Origin of the sequence: Thiomonas sp. X19 (assembly GCF_900089495.1) — a bacterium.
Taxonomy (GTDB): domain Bacteria; phylum Pseudomonadota; class Gammaproteobacteria; order Burkholderiales; family Burkholderiaceae_C; genus Thiomonas_A.
Genome location: NZ_LT605203.1, coordinates 3,932,863 through 3,950,069 on the forward strand (window position 1 = coordinate 3,932,863; position 17,207 = coordinate 3,950,069).

The 17,207-nt window shown below is 67.0% G+C and carries 14 protein-coding genes and 1 pseudogene; 9 read left to right on the top strand and 6 right to left on the bottom strand.

Annotation, left to right across the window (positions count from 1 at the left end):
* Positions 1–31: 31 nt before the first annotated feature.
* The 4 genes and pseudogenes from cysE to THIX_RS19165 all read right to left on the bottom strand — a co-directional run bounded on the left by cysE (position 32) and on the right by THIX_RS19165 (position 4,999).
* Positions 32–799, bottom strand: coding sequence for a serine O-acetyltransferase (cysE, locus tag THIX_RS19150; protein ID WP_112487468.1), 768 nt, complete (start codon positions 797–799; stop codon positions 32–34).
* Positions 800–975: 176 nt separating this feature from the next.
* Positions 976–2,301 carry an IS110-like element ISCARN20 family transposase gene (locus THIX_RS19155; protein WP_086558138.1) on the bottom strand — a complete coding sequence of 442 codons (1,326 nt, stop codon included), beginning with the start codon at positions 2,299–2,301 and terminating at the stop codon, positions 976–978.
* Positions 2,302–2,565: 264 nt separating this feature from the next.
* A pseudogene (locus THIX_RS19160) lies at positions 2,566–3,792 on the bottom strand (IS110-like element ISCARN20 family transposase); the annotation flags it as partial.
* A gap of 355 nt (positions 3,793–4,147) precedes the next feature.
* Positions 4,148–4,999, bottom strand: a complete 852-nt coding sequence (locus THIX_RS19165) for an RNA methyltransferase (protein ID WP_112488474.1) — start codon at positions 4,997–4,999, stop codon at positions 4,148–4,150.
* Between the two features lie 66 nt (positions 5,000–5,065).
* Between THIX_RS19165 and THIX_RS19170 the strand changes: the two genes are divergently transcribed.
* The 7 genes from THIX_RS19170 to ftsB all read left to right on the top strand — a co-directional run bounded on the left by THIX_RS19170 (position 5,066) and on the right by ftsB (position 13,930).
* Positions 5,066–5,971 carry an inositol monophosphatase family protein gene (locus THIX_RS19170; RefSeq protein WP_112487469.1) on the top strand — a complete coding sequence of 302 codons (906 nt, stop codon included), beginning with the start codon at positions 5,066–5,068 and terminating at the stop codon, positions 5,969–5,971.
* 14 nt (positions 5,972–5,985) lie between these two features.
* Entirely contained in the window at positions 5,986–8,670 is a 2,685-nt protein-coding gene (mutS, locus tag THIX_RS19175) for a DNA mismatch repair protein MutS (RefSeq protein WP_233224638.1), read from the top strand.
* Between the two features lie 48 nt (positions 8,671–8,718).
* Complete coding sequence (locus THIX_RS19180; RefSeq protein WP_112487470.1) at positions 8,719–9,558, top strand: alpha/beta fold hydrolase; 840 nt, start codon at positions 8,719–8,721, stop codon at positions 9,556–9,558.
* Between the two features lie 95 nt (positions 9,559–9,653).
* Positions 9,654–11,345 (top strand): CTP synthase, encoded by a 1,692-nt coding sequence (locus THIX_RS19185; protein ID WP_112487471.1) that lies wholly within the window; start codon positions 9,654–9,656, stop codon positions 11,343–11,345.
* A 6-nt stretch (positions 11,346–11,351) separates the two neighbouring features.
* Positions 11,352–12,188, top strand: a complete 837-nt coding sequence (gene kdsA, locus THIX_RS19190; RefSeq protein WP_112487472.1) for a 3-deoxy-8-phosphooctulonate synthase — start codon at positions 11,352–11,354, stop codon at positions 12,186–12,188.
* 68 nt (positions 12,189–12,256) lie between these two features.
* On the top strand, positions 12,257–13,540 hold the full coding sequence (eno, locus tag THIX_RS19195) for a phosphopyruvate hydratase (protein ID WP_112487473.1): 1,284 nt from the start codon (positions 12,257–12,259) through the stop codon (positions 13,538–13,540).
* Positions 13,541–13,582: 42 nt separating this feature from the next.
* The gene (gene ftsB, locus THIX_RS19200; RefSeq protein WP_112487474.1) at positions 13,583–13,930 is read left to right on the top strand and encodes a cell division protein FtsB; all 348 of its coding nucleotides are present in this window, start codon (positions 13,583–13,585) and stop codon (positions 13,928–13,930) included.
* Between the two features lie 134 nt (positions 13,931–14,064).
* Here the strand turns inward: ftsB and THIX_RS19205 are convergent, their stop codons facing one another.
* Complete coding sequence (locus THIX_RS19205) at positions 14,065–15,003, bottom strand: Hsp33 family molecular chaperone HslO (RefSeq protein WP_112487475.1); 939 nt, start codon at positions 15,001–15,003, stop codon at positions 14,065–14,067.
* A gap of 31 nt (positions 15,004–15,034) precedes the next feature.
* Positions 15,035–15,562: a gamma carbonic anhydrase family protein gene (locus THIX_RS19210; protein ID WP_112487476.1), complete on the bottom strand. Its 528-nt coding sequence runs from the start codon at positions 15,560–15,562 to the stop codon at positions 15,035–15,037.
* A gap of 144 nt (positions 15,563–15,706) precedes the next feature.
* Between THIX_RS19210 and aat the strand changes: the two genes are divergently transcribed.
* Positions 15,707–16,453, top strand: a complete 747-nt coding sequence (gene aat / locus THIX_RS19215) for a leucyl/phenylalanyl-tRNA--protein transferase (protein ID WP_112487477.1) — start codon at positions 15,707–15,709, stop codon at positions 16,451–16,453.
* Positions 16,450–17,196 carry an arginyltransferase gene (locus THIX_RS19220; RefSeq protein WP_112487478.1) on the top strand — a complete coding sequence of 249 codons (747 nt, stop codon included), beginning with the start codon at positions 16,450–16,452 and terminating at the stop codon, positions 17,194–17,196. Before aat ends, THIX_RS19220 begins: the two co-directional genes overlap by 4 nt.
* Positions 17,197–17,207: the final 11 nt, after the last annotated feature.

Sequence of the window (17,207 nt, forward strand, 5' to 3'; positions counted from 1 at the left end):
AAGTGGCGAGCGAGGTGTGACAACTGAGGTGTCACTTCACCAGCTTTTCCAACTCGCCCTTATCGAAATGCTCCTCGCGCAAGGCCTCCGGCGGGCAAACTTCCGCAGGGCAAACGCCACGTTGTTCCAGTTCCCGCCAGAGCAGCGCGATTTGATGTTCCAGCCGCGCCGCGTGGTCGATCAGGCCGAGGATGGCCTTGGCCTGCGGGTCGTCGCCGTTCTGCATCACCGCGTAAGCCGAGAAGCCCATGCGCGCCGCGGTGGCCTCGCGTTCCAGCTCGGCCTCTTTCTGCATGATGCGTGCCGGGTTGCCCACCGCCGTGGCCCCCGCCGGCACCGCCTTCACCACCACGGCGTTGGAGCCGATGCGCGCGCCCTGCCCCACGGTGAAGCCGCCGAGCACCTGCGCGCCCGCGCCCACCACCACCTCGGCCTCCAGCGTGGGGTGGCGCTTGGCGCCCTTGTACAGCGAGGTGCCGCCGAGCGTGACGCCCTGGTAGATGGTGCAGTCGTCACCGATTTCGGCCGTCTCGCCGATGACCACGCCCATGCCGTGATCGATGAACACGCGCCGGCCGATGCTCGCTCCAGGGTGAATCTCGATGCCGGTGAGGAAGCGCCCCCAGTGCGAAATCCAGCGCCCCAGCCAATGCCAGCCGCGCCGCCACAGGCCATGCGCCAGGCGGTGCAGCATGAGCGCGTGCAGGCCGGGATAACAGGTCAGCACCTCCCAGCGCGAGCGGGCCGCGGGGTCGCGTTCGAGGATGACCTGGATATCTTCGCGCAAGTGCCGGAACATGGAGTCGGAAAGAAGCTTTCGGAGCGGGAGTCGAGTGTATTGGAGCGCCGCATGCGGCGCTGGGCGGCGGCTCAATCCGGCGCGCGCGGCGCCGTCTCGTGATCTGGCGGGCCGGCCTGCTGCGCGCCGGGCTTGCCGACTCGCTCTCAAGAAACAAAATGGGTTGAAGGCCGGTTTCATGCTGGCACCGGGTTTGGATGGATCTGGAAGCCAAGGGCAGCGGCGCGGCGCTTGAGGGCGACGATTGAGCGCTCGCGCTGCTGATCTTCATAGCGCTGCTGGCCTTGATCGACGAACGCCTCGCCACGCGTCAGCATGAAATACACCATGCGCGCCAGCTTGTGCGCGGTGGCGGTATTGGCACGCGGCTTGTCCATGCGGCCCGACAAGCGGCGGTAGAACGCGCCGAGGGCCGAGTCGCTGTGCGACAGGCTCATCGCGGCCATCTTCAGCGCCTGCCTGACCCGATTGGCGGATCGCCGGGTCTTGGCTGACAGCACCTTGCCGCCGCTGATCTTCGTGCCCGGACACAGCCCCAACCAAGAACAGAAGTGCTTGACGTTGGCAAAGCGACTCAGGTTGGGGCCGACCTCCGAGAGGATCTTCATCACCGCAGCCAGACCCAGGCCGTTGATGCGCGTGAGATCGACGCCGGCCCAGTTGGCCAGAATCTGGCGTGCGTCGAACTGCGCGCGCAGCTTGCTGCCTGCACGAGGCGTCTTGCCCAGATCGACCTTGGCCGCGCCAAGCTGGCTCAGCAGTCCTTGCAGCTTGGCGTCGCATTCGCCCAGGTGCCGGGCAATGTCGTCATACATCGCCAGCGCCTGGCGCAGCACGAACAGGTGCTCATCGCGCCAATTGCCCGTCAAGGCCTTGGCAATCTCCGTCTCACTGGCCTTGACACGAGCGTTGCGATACCGGGCCAGCGTCTTGGGGTCGCGCTCGCCAGCGACGATGGCGCGGATGATGGCTTGTCCCGTCAGTCCCATGACATCGGTCAGAACCTCGGTGAGCTGGATGTTCATCTGCACCAGCGCCTTTTGCATGCGCTGCACCCAACTGGCCTGCTCGGCCAAGAGCACGTCGCGCTGACGGGCCACGGCACGCACCACACAGACCTCATCGGTCGGGCGGAACGCCGCGCGCAAGAACCCCAGGCTCATCAACTTCTGCAACCACTGGCAGTCCTGCACATCGCTCTTGCGCCCAGGCACATACTTCATCTGCCGCGCATCGACCAAAAACACCGTCAAGCCGCGTTGCTCCAGCACCTCGAACACCGGGATCCAGTACACCCCGGTGGACTCCAGCGCCACGGTGTCGACCCCACACGCGAGCAGCCAGTCGGCCATGGCGTGCAGATCGTCGGTCATCGCACCGAACTCGCGCACCGGTTCGTCGCAGGCTTGCCGGGGTACCGCCACCCAGTGGCTCGACCCTCCTACGTCGATACCCGCCGCGTTGGGGAAGACCAGATCATCATCTCGCTTGCGCATCGCCATCGTTTGCTCCAAGATTGTCAACGAACGGCAGCGCCATGGGAGTCGTCGAATTCGACTCGATCTCTCAAACGGGATGCACATCGCTGTGCTCACCACTGTCGCCGACGATTCCCGGACCATGCTCACGAGCGGGCTCACCTCACGGCGTCCTACAACGCCGCAGGCTCGCACCAATGACTTGTCGGTCATCTCGGCACTGCCGTTCACCTTGTAGCCCAAAGATCGTTTCTTCGCGAACGCCGGGCGCCCCCAGGGGCTTGGGNGCTGCTGGCCTTGATCGACGAACGCCTCGCCACGCGTCAGCATGAAATACACCATGCGCGCCAGCTTGTGCGCGGTGGCGGTATTGGCACGCGGCTTGTCCATGCGGCCCGACAAGCGGCGGTAGAACGCGCCGAGGGCCGAGTCGCTGTGCGACAGGCTCATCGCGGCCATCTTCAGCGCCTGCCTGACCCGATTGGCGGATCGCCGGGTCTTGGCTGACAGCACCTTGCCGCCGCTGATCTTCGTGCCCGGACACAGCCCCAACCAAGAACAGAAGTGCTTGACGTTGGCAAAGCGACTCAGGTTGGGGCCGACCTCCGAGAGGATCTTCATCACCGCAGCCAGACCCAGGCCGTTGATGCGCGTGAGATCGACGCCGGCCCAGTTGGCCAGAATCTGGCGTGCGTCGAACTGCGCGCGCAGCTTGCTGCCTGCACGAGGCGTCTTGCCCAGATCGACCTTGGCCGCGCCAAGCTGGCTCAGCAGTCCTTGCAGCTTGGCGTCGCATTCGCCCAGGTGCCGGGCAATGTCGTCATACATCGCCAGCGCCTGGCGCAGCACGAACAGGTGCTCATCGCGCCAATTGCCCGTCAAGGCCTTGGCAATCTCCGTCTCACTGGCCTTGACACGAGCGTTGCGATACCGGGCCAGCGTCTTGGGGTCGCGCTCGCCAGCGACGATGGCGCGGATGATGGCTTGTCCCGTCAGTCCCATGACATCGGTCAGAACCTCGGTGAGCTGGATGTTCATCTGCACCAGCGCCTTTTGCATGCGCTGCACCCAACTGGCCTGCTCGGCCAAGAGCACGTCGCGCTGACGGGCCACGGCACGCACCACACAGACCTCATCGGTCGGGCGGAACGCCGCGCGCAAGAACCCCAGGCTCATCAACTTCTGCAACCACTGGCAGTCCTGCACATCGCTCTTGCGCCCAGGCACATACTTCATCTGCCGCGCATCGACCAAAAACACCGTCAAGCCGCGTTGCTCCAGCACCTCGAACACCGGGATCCAGTACACCCCGGTGGACTCCAGCGCCACGGTGTCGACCCCACACGCGAGCAGCCAGTCGGCCATGGCGTGCAGATCGTCGGTCATCGCACCGAACTCGCGCACCGGTTCGTCGCAGGCTTGCCGGGGTACCGCCACCCAGTGGCTCGACCCTCCTACGTCGATACCCGCCGCGTTGGGGAAGACCAGATCATCATCTCGCTTGCGCATCGCCATCGTTTGCTCCAAGATTGTCAACGAACGGCAGCGCCATGGGAGTCGTCGAATTCGACTCGATCTCTCAAACGGGATGCACATCGCTGTGCTCACCACTGTCGCCGACGATTCCCGGACCATGCTCACGAGCGGGCTCACCTCACGGCGTCCTACAACGCCGCAGGCTCGCACCAATGACTTGTCGGTCATCTCGGCACTGCCGTTCACCTTGTAGCCCAAAGATCGTTTCTTCGCGAACGCCGGGCGCCCCCAGGGGCTTGGGATGCTCATGAGAAAACGCAGGGCCGCCAGCCACCGGAGTCGGCTGGCCTTCGTGCCGTCCAAGCCTGCCGGCGCAGGCTTGGAGTCGCGGCCCTCAGCCCCGAGTTTTCTCATCCCCCTCGGGGGGCAGCCGCTGCATGGCAGCGGCCTGGGGGCGTTCAATCGCCAAGCGCTCCAGCCAAGCCTTGCAAATGCCCCGCAGGATATGCACTTCCTGCTGGGTGAGTTGCGCCCGGGTGGCGAGCCGCGCCAGCCTGGGGAGCAGCTTTTTCGGCGCGGCCGGGTCCAGATAACCCAGCGCCACCAAGGCCCGTTCGGCATGATCCAGCAGGCCCTGCACCTCGGCCTGGGTGGCCGCCACCTCGGCCGGCGGCCCCGACGGCAGGTTGAAGGCGCCGACAGCCTTGCGCCATTCCCACGCCACGATCTGCACTGCCTGCGCCAGGTTGAGCGAGGCGTATTGCGAATAGGCCGGCAGGCTGAGCAGGGCGTCACAGCGGTACACGGTGTCGTTGTCCAGGCCGTAGCGTTCGCTGCCGAAAACGAAGCCCACCCGCCGGCCCTGCTCGGCCGCCTGCCGCGCCAACTGCGGCAGCCATTCCGGGCCGTGCAGCGGCGGCCCGAAGTCGCGCACGCGCGACGACAGCGCCACCAGCACGCCGCAATCGCCGGCAGCATCCATCAGGCTGGCGCTGATCCGGGTGGCGGCGAGCACATCGTCGGCGCCGCTGGCGAACGCCAGCGCCTCGGGCTGCTGCAGCACATCCGCATAGCGCGGCGCCACCAGCGCCAGATGCGCGAAACCCATGGTCTTGATGGCCCGCGCCGCCGCGCCCACATTGCCCGGATGGCTGGTGTTCACGAGCACGAACAGCGGCTGCGCGCAGGCGCTTGAACCATCCGGCGTGGCGGGCACACCCCCTCCGATAAAATCCTGCGTCTGCATTCGTTCTTTCACATCCACCCGAGCATTCCTTTTCGAGGCGCCATTGTCGCGTCCTTCGCCGCCACCATGCATCCCATGATCAATGTTGCCGTTCGCGCTGCGCGCGATGCCGGCAAAATCATCAACCGCGCCAGCCTCGACCTCGACCTGCTGCGCGTGACGCAAAAGTCCGCGCGCGACTTCGTCACCGAAGTCGACCGCGCCAGCGAGCAGGCCATCATCGACATCCTGCTCAAAGCCTTCCCGCAGCACGGCATCCTCGGCGAGGAAACCGGCTCCACCCACGGCCGGGCGGATTCCGACTACCAGTGGATCATCGACCCGCTGGACGGCACCACCAACTTCATCCACGGCATGCCGGTCTACGCCGTGTCCATCGCCCTGGCCCACCTGGGCGTGGTGCAGCACGGCGTGGTGTACGACCCCTCCCGCGACGAACTGTTCACCGCCAGCCGCGGCGGCGGCGCCTTCCTCAACAACCGGCGCCTGCGGGTGTCCAAACGCACCCGGCTGGAAGAAGCGCTCATCGGCACCGGCTTTCCTTTCCGCAAGGGCGACGACCTCGACACGTATCTGGAGATGTTCAAGAAAGTGGCCGAGCGCTGCGTCGGCCTGCGCCGCCCGGGCGCCGCCGCCATCGACCTGGCCTATGTCGCCGCCGGCCGCTACGACGGCTTTTTCGAGATCGGCCTGAAACCCTGGGACGTGGCGGCCGGCTCGCTGCTCGTCACCGAGGCCGGCGGCCTGGTGGGCAATTTCACCGGCGAATCCGACTTCCTCCACCGCGAAGAACTCGTCACCGGCAGCCCGCGCATCTATGCCCAGCTCGTCACCCTGCTCAAGCCCTACGCCCAGGCCGACCGCAGCGCTCCCGAAGCGGCGCCGAAGCGCATGAGCGCAACGGCAGTGCAAACCGCCACCGCAGCCATCACCCAGCCCGCCGAAGCGGCGGACGACAGCGCACCGTTCTGACGGCAGCGCCTGCCATGGTTCGCGCCCCGTTGCCCGCGCCGACCGACGAGCTGTCGGCGCACACGCCGATGATGCAGCAGTACCTGCGCATCAAGGCGCAGCATCCCGACGTGCTGGTGCTCTACCGCATGGGTGACTTCTACGAGCTGTTCTTCGCCGACGCGGAGAAGGCCGCGCGGCTGCTCGACCTCACGCTCACGCGGCGCGGCCAGTCGGCCGGGCAGACCATCGTCATGGCCGGGGTGCCGGTACAGGCGCTGGACACGTACCTGGCCAAGCTGGTGCGTCTGGGCGAGTCGGTCGCCATTTGCGAGCAGGTGGGCGACCCGGCCACCAGCAAGGGACCGGTGGAACGGCGGGTGGAGCGCATCGTCACCCCCGGCACGCGATTGGATGACGGGCTGCTGGACGACAAGGCGGACTGCGCCCTGCTTGCGATTGCACCCGCAGCATCCCGGCGCGAACCGCAGCTCGGCCTGGCCTGGCTGGTGCTGACCAGCGGTGCGCTGCGCCTGGCCGAATGCGCCCCCGAGGAGCTGGACTCCTGGCTGGCGCGCATTCAGCCGGCCGAAGTGCTGTGGCCGCAAGACCTGCCGGTGCCGGCGGCGCTGCAAACCGCGCTGCCCGGTACGGCCGCCGGCGCGGATGCGCGAAGCCGCCCGTCCGGCGCCATGCTCAGCCCGCGCGCACCCTGGCAGTTCGACGCCAGCGCGGGGCTGGACAAACTGCGGCGCCAGCTCGGCGTGCAATCGCTGGAGGCCTTTGGCGCGCAAGGCCTGCAACGTGCCCATGCCGCCGCCGCTGCACTGCTGAGCTATGCCGAGCAGACGCAGGGACGCTTGCTCAGCCATGTGACCGACCTGCAGGTGGAGCGCGGCGACGACACCGTGCAGCTCGACGCCACGGCGCGGCGCAATCTCGAACTCACGCTCACGCTGCGCGGCGAGCCGGCGCCCACGCTCATGTCCCTGCTGGACGTTTGCCAGACCCCCGCCGGCAGCCGGCTGCTGCGCCAGTGGCTGGCGGCGCCCGCGTGCGACCAGCGGGTGGCACGCGGACGCCATGCGGCCATCGCCGCCCTGCACGCGGGCCCGTGGCAAGAGCTACGCGCCGCGCTGCGCGGACTGGCCGATCTGGAACGCATCGCCTCGCGCCTGGCGCTGCAGCAGGTGCGCCCGCGGGAGCTGGCCGCGGCGCGCGACACCCTGCGCAAGCTGCCCGGGATCATGGCGCTGGCCGCCAGCTTCGACGACCCGCTGCTGGCGGCGCAGCACGCGGCGCTCTGCCTGCCAGACGCGCCGCTGGCGCTGCTGGACATCGCCTTGGCCGACCCGCCCGCGCTGAATCTGCGCGACGGCGGCGTCATCGCCACCGGCTTCGATGCCGAGCTGGACGAGCTGCGCAGCATCAGCGGCGATTGCAGCGCCTGGCTGCTGCAGATGGAAGCGCGCGAGCGCGAGCGCACCGGCATTGCCAACCTGCGCGTGCTCTACAACAAGGTGCACGGCTTCGCCATCGAAGTCACCCACGGCCAGACCGACAAGGTGCCGGCCGACTACCGCCGCCGCCAGACCCTGAAGGGCGCCGAGCGCTACATCACGCCCGAGCTCAAGGCCTTCGAGGACAAGGCCTTGTCGGCGCAAGACCGCGGCCTGGCGCGCGAGCGCACGCTCTACGCCGAGCTGGTCACGGCGCTGCAGGCGGCCGTCGGCCCCTGGCAACGGGCGGCGCTGGCGCTGGCCGCGCTGGATGTGCTGGCGGCCTGGGCGGAGCGCGCGCAGACCTGGAACTGGGTCTGCCCGGAGTTGACGGCGCTGCCCGGCATCGAGATTCGTGGCGGGCGCCACCCGGTGGTGCAGGCGCAGGTGGAGCGCTTCGTGCCCAACGACTGCGTGCTGCTGCCGCAAAGCCGCACGCACATCATCACCGGCCCGAATATGGGCGGCAAGTCCACCTATATGCGGCAAACGGCACTGATCGCGCTGCTGGCGTATTGCGGCAGTTTCGTGCCTGCAACATCAGCGCGCATCGGCCCGCTGGACGCCATCCACACCCGCATCGGCGCCGGTGACGACCTTGCCGGCGGCCGATCCACCTTCATGGTGGAAATGACCGAGGCCGCCGCCATCCTGCGTCGCGCCACGCCGCAGAGCCTGGTGCTGATGGACGAAATCGGACGCGGCACCTCCACCTTCGACGGCCTGGCGCTGGCCGCGGCGATTGCCGCGCACCTGCACGAGCGCTGCCATGCCTACGCCTTGTTCGCCACGCATTATTTCGAACTCACCGCCTTCCCGACCAGCCACCCGGAGGCCATCAATCTGCATGTGAGCGCCGCCGAGCATGGCGACGGCATCGTCTTCCTGCACGAGGTGCAACCCGGCCCCGCCAGCCGCAGCTACGGCGTGCAGGTGGCGCAACTGGCCGGCATGCCGCAGGCGGTGATTCGTGACGCACGCCGCCGGCTCGAAACCCTGCAGCAGGCGCAAAGCGCACAGCTCGCGCAACTCGACCTGTTCGCACCCGCAGCACCGCTGGACGACGCACTGGAAAAAGCGCTGGACCCCGCACGCGCCAGCAAACCCGACCCGCTGCGTGAACAACTCGCCGCCATCGACCCCGACGCCTTGAGCCCGCGCGATGCGCTCGACCTGCTCTACGCGCTGCAAGTCGTCGCACGCGAAAACCCGGCCGACTGAAGCCGGCTGCCGCAACCCGCGATCGTTCACCGATCTTCGCCGCAACCGATGTCCTCCCTATCCGCAAGCTCCGACCCCGGCCCTGACGCCCGCCCCCTGCTGATCTTCTCCCACGCCAACGGCTTTCCTGCGGGCAGCTACCGCAAGCTCTTCGCCATGCTGGGCGCGCACTTCGAGGTTCAGGCCCCGCCCCGGCTCGGCCATGACCCTGCGCATCCCGTCAGCGATGGCTGGCCGCAGCTGCAGCGCGAATTGCTCGCTTTCGTGCAGGCGCGCGCGCAGGGTCGTCAAGCGGTGCTGGTCGGTCATTCGCTCGGCGGCTTTCTCAGCCTGATGCTGGCCCGCGCTCACCCCGAACTGGCGCGCTGCGTCGTGCTGCTGGACTCCCCGGTCATCGCCGGCTGGCGTGCGAGTGCGCTGTGGTTCGGCAAGCGCAGCGGGCTGATCCGGCGTTTCGCCCCGGTCGCCCCGGCGCTGCGGCGGCGGCAGGAATGGCCCGATGTGCAGGCCGTGTTTGCGCACTTCGCCGGCAAGCCCGGCTTTGCCCGCTGGGACCCCGAGATGCTGGCCGATTACGCCGAAGCCGGCACCCGGCAGCTCGGGGGTCAGCGCGTGCTCGCCTTCGAGCGCGACATCGAGGCCCGCATCTACGCCACGCTGCCGCATCGCCTGGGCCGCCTGCTGCGCCGCCCGCCTGCCGTGCCGGTGGGTTTCATCGGCGGCACCGCTTCGCAAGAATTGCGCATGGCCGGCCTGGCCGCAACGCGCCAACTAGTCGGCACGCATCTGCGCTGGATCGAAGGCGGCAGCCACTTGTTCCCCTTCGAGCAACCGCAGGCCACGGCCGAGGCCATCGCCGCGCTGGTGCGGCAACTGACGGCGTCTTGAGGCCCGAGACGTGCATGGCGCGGCCCTGCGCTGCGGCGCGGGAAGGCACGCAGGCGCCTTCCTATAATGCGTGTTTACCGGCCCATTACGGCGACATGACCCAATACGTTTTCGTCACCGGCGGTGTGGTGTCCAGCCTCGGCAAGGGCATCGCAGCCGCCTCACTGGCCGCGATTCTCGAGTCGCGCGGCATCAACGTCACCCTCATCAAGCTCGACCCCTACATCAACGTCGACCCCGGCACCATGTCGCCGTTCCAGCACGGCGAGGTGTTCGTCACCGACGACGGCGCCGAGACCGATCTGGACCTCGGCCACTACGAGCGCTTCATCCGGCGCTCCATGCGCCGCACCAACAACTTCACCACCGGGCAGATCTACGACAGCGTCATCCGCAAGGAGCGCCGCGGCGAATACCTCGGCAAGACGGTGCAGGTCATTCCGCACATCACCAACGAGATCCAGGAATACATCCGCCGCGGCGCCGGTGTCGGCACCGACGACGAGGCGGAAGTGGCCATCGTCGAAATTGGCGGCACGGTGGGTGACATCGAATCCCTGCCCTTCCTGGAGGCGGTGCGGCAGATGAGCCTGCGCATGCCGCGCCACCACAGCGCCTTCATCCACCTGACGCTGGTGCCGTTCATTCCCGCCGCCGGCGAGCTCAAGACCAAGCCCACCCAGCACAGCGTGCAGAAGCTGCGCGAAATCGGCATCACCGCCGACGCCCTGCTGTGCCGCGCCGACCGACCGATTCCGGACGACGAGCGCGAGAAGATTTCGCTGTTCGCCAACCTGCCGCAGGAAGCCGTCATTTCGGTGTGGGACGCCGACAGCATCTACAAGATTCCGCGCATGCTGCACGAGCAGGGTCTGGACGCGCTCATTTGCGACAAGCTCAAGCTCGTCGGCGGCCCGGCCGACCTGTCCGCCTGGGATGCGCTGGTGGCCGCCGAGGCCCACCCGCGCCACAACCTGCGCATCGCCATGGTGGGCAAGTACACCGATCTGTCGGATTCCTACAAATCGCTCAACGAAGCGCTGCGCCACGCCGGCATCAAGAACGCGGCCAAGGTGGCCATCACCTATCTCGACTCGGAAACCCTGGAGCCGGGCAATATCGAGCAGCTCGACGCCTTCGATGCCATCCTGGTGCCGGGCGGCTTCGGCAAGCGCGGCGTGGAGGGCAAAATCCTGGCGGCGCAATATGCCCGCGAGCACCGCATTCCGTATCTGGGCATCTGCTTGGGGATGCAGGTGGCCACCATCGAATACGCCCGCCACAAGGCCGGCTTGAGCCACGCCAACAGCACCGAGTTCGACCCCGACACGCCCCACCCCGTCATCGCCCTCATCACCGAGTGGCAGGGCAAGGACGGCGCGGTGCACCAGCGCAGCGAGCAGTCCGACCTCGGTGGCACCATGCGCCTGGGCGCGCAGGAGTCGCGGGTGCAAGCCGGCTCGCTCGCCCACGCCATTTATGGCGACACGGTGAACGAGCGCCACCGTCACCGCTACGAGGCCAATGTGCGCTACCTGGACGCGTTGCAGCAGGCGGGCCTGGTCATTTCGGCCTACACCACGCGCGAGCACCTGACCGAAATCGTCGAGCTGCCGCAAAATGTGCATCCCTGGTTCATGGGTGTGCAGTTCCACCCCGAGTTCAAGTCCACCCCGCGCGACGGCCATCCTCTCTTCACCGCCTTTGTCCAGGCCGCGCTGGCACGCCGCCAGGCCAAGATTGGGGCGGCCAACATCACCGCGCCGAGCGCCGCGGCCCACGCCTGAAGCACCATGCAACTCTGCGGATTTGAAGTCGGCCCCGAGCAGCCGCTGTTCCTCATCGCCGGACCCTGCGTCATCGAGAGTGAACAACTCGCCATCGACACGGCCGGCACGCTCAAAGCCATCTGCGCCGACCTCGGCATCCCCTTCATCTTCAAGTCCTCGTTCGACAAGGCGAACCGCTCGTCGAGCAAGTCGTTCCGCGGCTTGGGGATCGAAGAGGGTTTGCGCATCCTGGCGAAGGTGAAGCAGCAGATCGGCGTGCCGGTGCTCACCGACGTGCATGAAGACACGCCGCTGGCCGAGGTGGCCGCCGTGGTGGACGTGCTGCAGACCCCGGCCTTCCTGTGCCGCCAGACCAACTTCATTCAGAACGTCGCCCGCCAGGGCAAGCCGGTGAACATCAAGAAGGGCCAGTTCCTCGCGCCCTGGGACATGAAGAATGTGGTGGACAAGGCACGCGCCGTGGGCAACCAGCAGATCATGGCTTGCGAGCGCGGCGTGAGCTTTGGCTACAACACCCTGGTGTCGGACATGCGGGCCTTGGCCACCATGCGCGACACCGGCTGCCCGGTGGTGTTCGACGCCACGCACTCGGTGCAGCAACCCGGGGGCATGGGCGACAAGTCCGGCGGCCAGCGCGAGTTCGTGCCGGTGCTGGCACGAGCCGCGGTGGCGGCGGGCATCTCCGGCCTGTTCGCTGAAACCCATCCAGACCCCGAGCATGCGCTGTCCGACGGGCCCAATGCCGTGCCGCTCAAACACATGCGCGCCCTGCTGGAGAGCCTGAAAGAGCTCGACGCCGCGGTCAAGCGCCGCGGCTATCTCGAAGATCAGTTGCGCTGAGCCGGGTCACCGCGGCGCGGTGGCCAAGACCCTCGTAACCCCCGAAACCGAACAACGTTGGAGATCCTATGAGTGCAATCGTCGACCTGAACGCCCGCGAAATTCTCGACAGCCGGGGCAACCCCACGGTGGAATGCGATGTGGTGCTGGAGACCGGCTTCCTCGGCCGCGCCGCCGTGCCCTCGGGCGCGTCCACCGGCACGCGCGAAGCGGTCGAATTGCGCGACGGCAATGTGCAGCGCTATGGCGGCAAGGGCGTGCTGCGCGCAGTCGAACACATCAACACCGAAATCACCGAGGCGGTGATGGGCCTTGACGCGTCCGAACAGTCCTTCCTCGACCGCACCCTGATCGAGCTCGACGGCAGCCCGAACAAGTCGCGCCTCGGCGCCAACGCGCTGCTGGCGGTGAGCATGGCCGTGGCCAAGGCGGCGGCGGAAGAAGCCGGCGTGCCGCTGTACCAGTACCTCGGCGGCTTCTCGGCCTGCGAGCTGCCGGTGCCGATGATGAACGTGATCAACGGCGGCGCCCATGCCAACAACACCCTGGACATGCAGGAATTCATGATCATGCCGGTGGGCGCGCCCAATTTCCGCGAAGCGCTGCGCTACGGCGCCGAGGTGTTCCATGCGCTCAAGGGCATCATCCACCACCGCGGCATGCCCACCACCGTGGGCGATGAAGGCGGTTTTGCGCCGAACGTGGCAAGCCACGAGGCAGCGCTGCAACTCATCGTCGAGGCCATCGAAAAAGCTGGCTTCAAACCCGGCGAGCAGGTGGCCATCGCGCTGGACCCAGCGGCGAGCGAGTTCTACAAGGACGGCAAATACCACCTTGAAGGCGAGGGCCTGGCGCTGGAAAGCGCCGAGCTGGTTGCCCTGTACGAAAGCTGGATTGGCAAATACCCCATCGTCTCGATCGAGGACGGCCTGGCCGAACAAGACTGGGACGGCTGGAAGCACCTGACCACCACGCTGGGCAAGAAGGTGCAGCTGGTCGGCGACGACATTTTCGTCACCAACACGGAAATCCTGAAGCGCGGCATCGAGCAGGGCATTGCCAACTCCATCCTGATCAAGGTGAACCAGATCGGCACCCTGAGCGAGACCTTCGCTGCCATCGAGATGGCCAAGCGCGCCGGCTACACCTCGGTGATTTCGCACCGCTCGGGCGAAACCGAGGACACGACGATTGCCGACATCGCCGTGGCCACCAATGCCGGGCAGATCAAGACCGGCTCGCTGTCGCGCTCGGACCGCATCGCCAAGTACAACCAGCTGTTGCGCATCGAGGAAAACCTCGGCGACGTGGCACGCTTTTCCGGCCGCGCCACGTTCTACAACCTGCGCTGAGCGCGGCTGCAGCCAGCAACAACGGCGTCGGACGTGCGAGCCATGCGCTGGGTCACCATGCTCTTGCTGGGTGTGCTGCTGCTGCTGCAGTGGCCGCTGTGGTTCGGTGAACGCAGTTGGCCGCAGGTGCGGCAACTGCGCGTCGACCTGGAGGCCCAGCACCAGGCCAACGACCAGGCACGCCAACAGAACCAGCGCCTGGAAAACGAGGCGCACGATCTGCGCCATGGCATGCAGGCGGTGCAGGATCGCGCCCGGCGCGAGATGGGCATGGTCAAGCCCGATGAGATCTTCGTGCAGGTGCTGCCAGCCTCCAGTCCACTGCCGCCGACCTCGCCCACCGGCTCGCAGCCAGCCGCCAACACCGCCAAACCCAAGCCGCGGCACTGATGCCGTGCGCCGCACGCGCGCTGTAGGTCATGCTGCAGGTCACAGCCGCGTCCTGGCTGGAGGTCATGGCCGCCGCGCTGGCCGCAGTCGGCATCGCCCGCAACGAGCTGGAGAGCATCTGCTCCGCACCGCAGCTATTGCCGCTGCGGTGGCGCCGGAGGTTGGTTGACTTCGGGGCGAAACAGTTGGGCTGCGTCCACCAGGTCGAACGCATATTGAGCCCCGCAGAACTCGCAAGTCACATCGACCTCGCCCTGCTCCTTGAGCACGGACTCGACCTCGCCCTGGCCCAGCATGCGCAGCATGTCGGCCACCCGCAGCTTGGAGCAGGTGCAGTGAAAATGCGGCGCCTGGGGGTTGAACACACGCGGCTCTTCCTGCCAGAACAGCTTGTGCAGCAGTTCCTCGGGCAGGCCCCGCAGCAACTCATCGCGCGACAGCGTGGACGCTAGGTGCACGGCCCGCGAAAAATCCTCGTCGGCCTGCTCCTCGCTGCTCGCAGCGCCCAGCTTGCCGCCTGAGTCGGGCATGCGCTGCAGCAGCAAGCCGCAGGCCGCCTCATCGTTGCTGGCCAAGATGAGCCAGGACGGAATTTGCTCCGACTGGGCGAGATATTGCTGCAGCACCGTGGCCATGCTGTCCAGCGCCTCGCCGTCGGCATCGGCCAGCGAGACGATGCCCTGGTAAGGTTGTTGGCCGGGCATTTTGTTGCGCGGGTCCAGGGTGATGACGCAGCGCCCCAGGCCATGGGCGTTGGCGAGTTCGGGCAAGCTCGCCGCCTGCGCCGAGAGCCCTTCGGTTTTGACGGTCGCGCGCAGGCCGAAATCGGGCTGGCACTCAGCCACGGCCAGTTGCAGCGGGCCATCACCCTGAATCTGCAGAATCAAGGTGCCATCGAACTTCAAGCTGCCAGCCAACAGGGCCGAGGCCACGGTCATTTCTCCGAGAAGGCTCTGCACCAGCGCATCGTGCTGACGCCGCCGGCGCATCTCCTGCCAAGTCGACTGCAGCCTCACCACCACGCCACGTACATGACCAGCCCCGAGCATGAACTTGAACAGCGTGTCGCTCATCTTTGCTCCTTCGGGCGGCCGTGCGGATCGCTCATGCCTGCACCTCCTTGAGGCTGGAACGGTAGAGCTGGCCTCTGTCCACACAGGTGCGGGCACTGCGCTGCAACTGCTCGATCTGCTCGGGGGTCGGCTCGCGCACGGCCCGCGCCGGGGAGCCGAGGATGGGCACCGCATCCGCAAACTCCTTGCCCTCGGTCACGAGCGCCCCGGCGCCCAGGCAGTTGCGGCCGATGCGGGCGCCGTTGAGCACCACGGCCCGGATGCCGATGAGGCTGCCCGCGCCCACGGCGCAGCCATGCTGCATGGCTTGATGGCCGATGGTCGCCCCTGCGCCAACCGTCAGCGGGAAACCGGGGTCGGTGTGCAGCACAGCGCCTTCTTGCACATTGCTGTTGTCGCCAACGACGATGGGTTCGTTGTCGCCACGCAGTACGGGGCCGTACCAGACGCTGACGCCAAGACCCAGCTTGACACGGCCGATCACCCGCGCGGTGGTGTCGGCAACGAAGGCATTGGCGGCCGCCTCGGGGCGTATGTTTTCAAGTTGGTAGAGCGACATGGCTGATGGTGTGAACCAATGGGTGGCAGAAACGGGATTCCAAATCTTGGACTTCAAGTGAGAATAGTGCATGCACGCCCTGTCTGCCCGCCTGATACCCGCCTGCTGCGCACGGCGCCGGAACCCGGCAAATCCCGCCCGCCGATGAACTGGCCCCTCGTCCGTTTACGACCCGGCGATCCGTTCCCGCCGGCCGATCAGGCCCTGCCTGCAGGGGCGCCGTTTGCGGGGCTCCTGGCGGTTGGCGGGCGGGTCGATGCCGACAGCCTGGAGGCCGCCTACAGCCAGGGAATTTTCCCCTGGTTCGGTCCAGGCGAGCCCCCCATGTGGTGGAGCCCCGACCCACGCATGCTGCTCGCCCCCCATGATCTCAAGGTGCGGCGTTCGCTGCGGCAATCGGCCCGGCGCGTGATGGACAACGCGGATTACAGCCTGCATGTCGACCGCAACTTCCGGCGTGTGATGCTGGCCTGTGCCGCCCCACGCCGCGATACAGCCGAGACCTGGATCGTGCCCGCCATCGTCGACGCTTACAGCGCGCTGCATGCGCGCGGGCAGGCGCACAGTTTCGAGCTTTGGTGCGCCGGCGAACTCGTCTCCGGGCTGTATTGCGTGGCGCGCGGCGGGATGGTGTTCGGTGAATCCATGTTCACCCGCGTGAGCGATGGCTCCAAGATTCTGCTCATGGCCTTGTGCGGCTTTTGCCTGCGGCATCGACTCGGCCCCATCGACTGCCAGCAACAGACCCCGCACCTCGCGAACATGGGGGCCCGGCCCTGGCCGCGGCCGGTGTTTCTGCAAATCCTCGGGCAGGCCCTGGTCAAGCCCGGCCCGCCTTCATGGCAGTATGATCGGTCACAGTTCCAGCGCGACTGCGCCCCCTGGCTGTGACCCATCCGAAAGAACTTCCGTTCACCACACTGCAGTTCTATTCGACTGCCAGTTACCCCTGCAGCTATCTGCCCGGGCTGCAGGCGCGCTCGCAAGTGGCCACGCCCAGCCACCTCATCCACGCCGATGTCTACACCAACCTGGTGCAAGCCGGCTTTCGCCGCAGCGGGCTGTTCACGTATCGGCCGCAATGCGACAACTGCAAGGCCTGCATTCCGCTGCGGGTGCTGGCGCAGCGCTTCACCCCCAACCGCACGCAACGCCGGGTCTGGGCGCGACACGCCAGTCTGAAGGCCACTGTGCTCAAGCTCGGCTTCGTGCCCGAGCATTACCAGCTTTATCTGCGCTACCAGGCGCGGCGCCATGCCGGCGGCGGCATGGACCAGGACAGCATCGACCAGTACACCCAGTTCCTGCTGCAAAGCAGGGTGAACACGCGTCTGGTGGAGTTCCGCGAGCCCGCGCCGGGAACCGACAAGCGCGGCACGCTCAAGATGGTGTCCATCGTCGACCTGCTGTCCGATGGGCTTTCGGCCGTCTACACCTTCTACGAACCTGACGATGCCGGGGCCAGCTACGGCACTTACAACGTGCTGTGGCAAATCATGCAGACCAGGGCCATGCATTTACCGCATGCCTATCTTGGCTACTGGATCGCCGCCAGCGAGAAAATGGCCTACAAATCGCGCTTCCGGCCCAACGAGACCTTCAGCGATGGCCGCTGGCTAGAATCCGCGCCTTGACCGCAGCACTC

Bases quoted from the DNA above. Each gene is read 5' to 3' on its own strand.
- aat (WP_112487477.1), top strand. From the start codon at position 15,707: ATGAACTGGCCCCTCGTCCGTTTACGACCCGGCGATCCGTTCCCGCCG.
- THIX_RS19170 (WP_112487469.1), top strand. From the start codon at position 5,066: ATGCATCCCATGATCAATGTTGCCGTTCGCGCTGCGCGCGATGCCGGC.
- mutS (WP_233224638.1), top strand. From the start codon at position 5,986: ATGGTTCGCGCCCCGTTGCCCGCGCCGACCGACGAGCTGTCGGCGCAC.
- THIX_RS19205 (WP_112487475.1), bottom strand. From the start codon at position 15,003: ATGAGCGACACGCTGTTCAAGTTCATGCTCGGGGCTGGTCATGTACGT.
- THIX_RS19185 (WP_112487471.1), top strand. From the start codon at position 9,654: ATGACCCAATACGTTTTCGTCACCGGCGGTGTGGTGTCCAGCCTCGGC.
- THIX_RS19210 (WP_112487476.1), bottom strand. From the start codon at position 15,562: ATGTCGCTCTACCAACTTGAAAACATACGCCCCGAGGCGGCCGCCAAT.
- kdsA (WP_112487472.1), top strand. From the start codon at position 11,352: ATGCAACTCTGCGGATTTGAAGTCGGCCCCGAGCAGCCGCTGTTCCTC.
- eno (WP_112487473.1), top strand. From the start codon at position 12,257: ATGAGTGCAATCGTCGACCTGAACGCCCGCGAAATTCTCGACAGCCGG.
- THIX_RS19165 (WP_112488474.1), bottom strand. From the start codon at position 4,999: ATGCAGACGCAGGATTTTATCGGAGGGGGTGTGCCCGCCACGCCGGAT.
- THIX_RS19180 (WP_112487470.1), top strand. From the start codon at position 8,719: ATGTCCTCCCTATCCGCAAGCTCCGACCCCGGCCCTGACGCCCGCCCC.
- THIX_RS19155 (WP_086558138.1), bottom strand. From the start codon at position 2,301: ATGGCGATGCGCAAGCGAGATGATGATCTGGTCTTCCCCAACGCGGCG.
- cysE (WP_112487468.1), bottom strand. From the start codon at position 799: ATGTTCCGGCACTTGCGCGAAGATATCCAGGTCATCCTCGAACGCGAC.
- ftsB (WP_112487474.1), top strand. From the start codon at position 13,583: ATGCGCTGGGTCACCATGCTCTTGCTGGGTGTGCTGCTGCTGCTGCAG.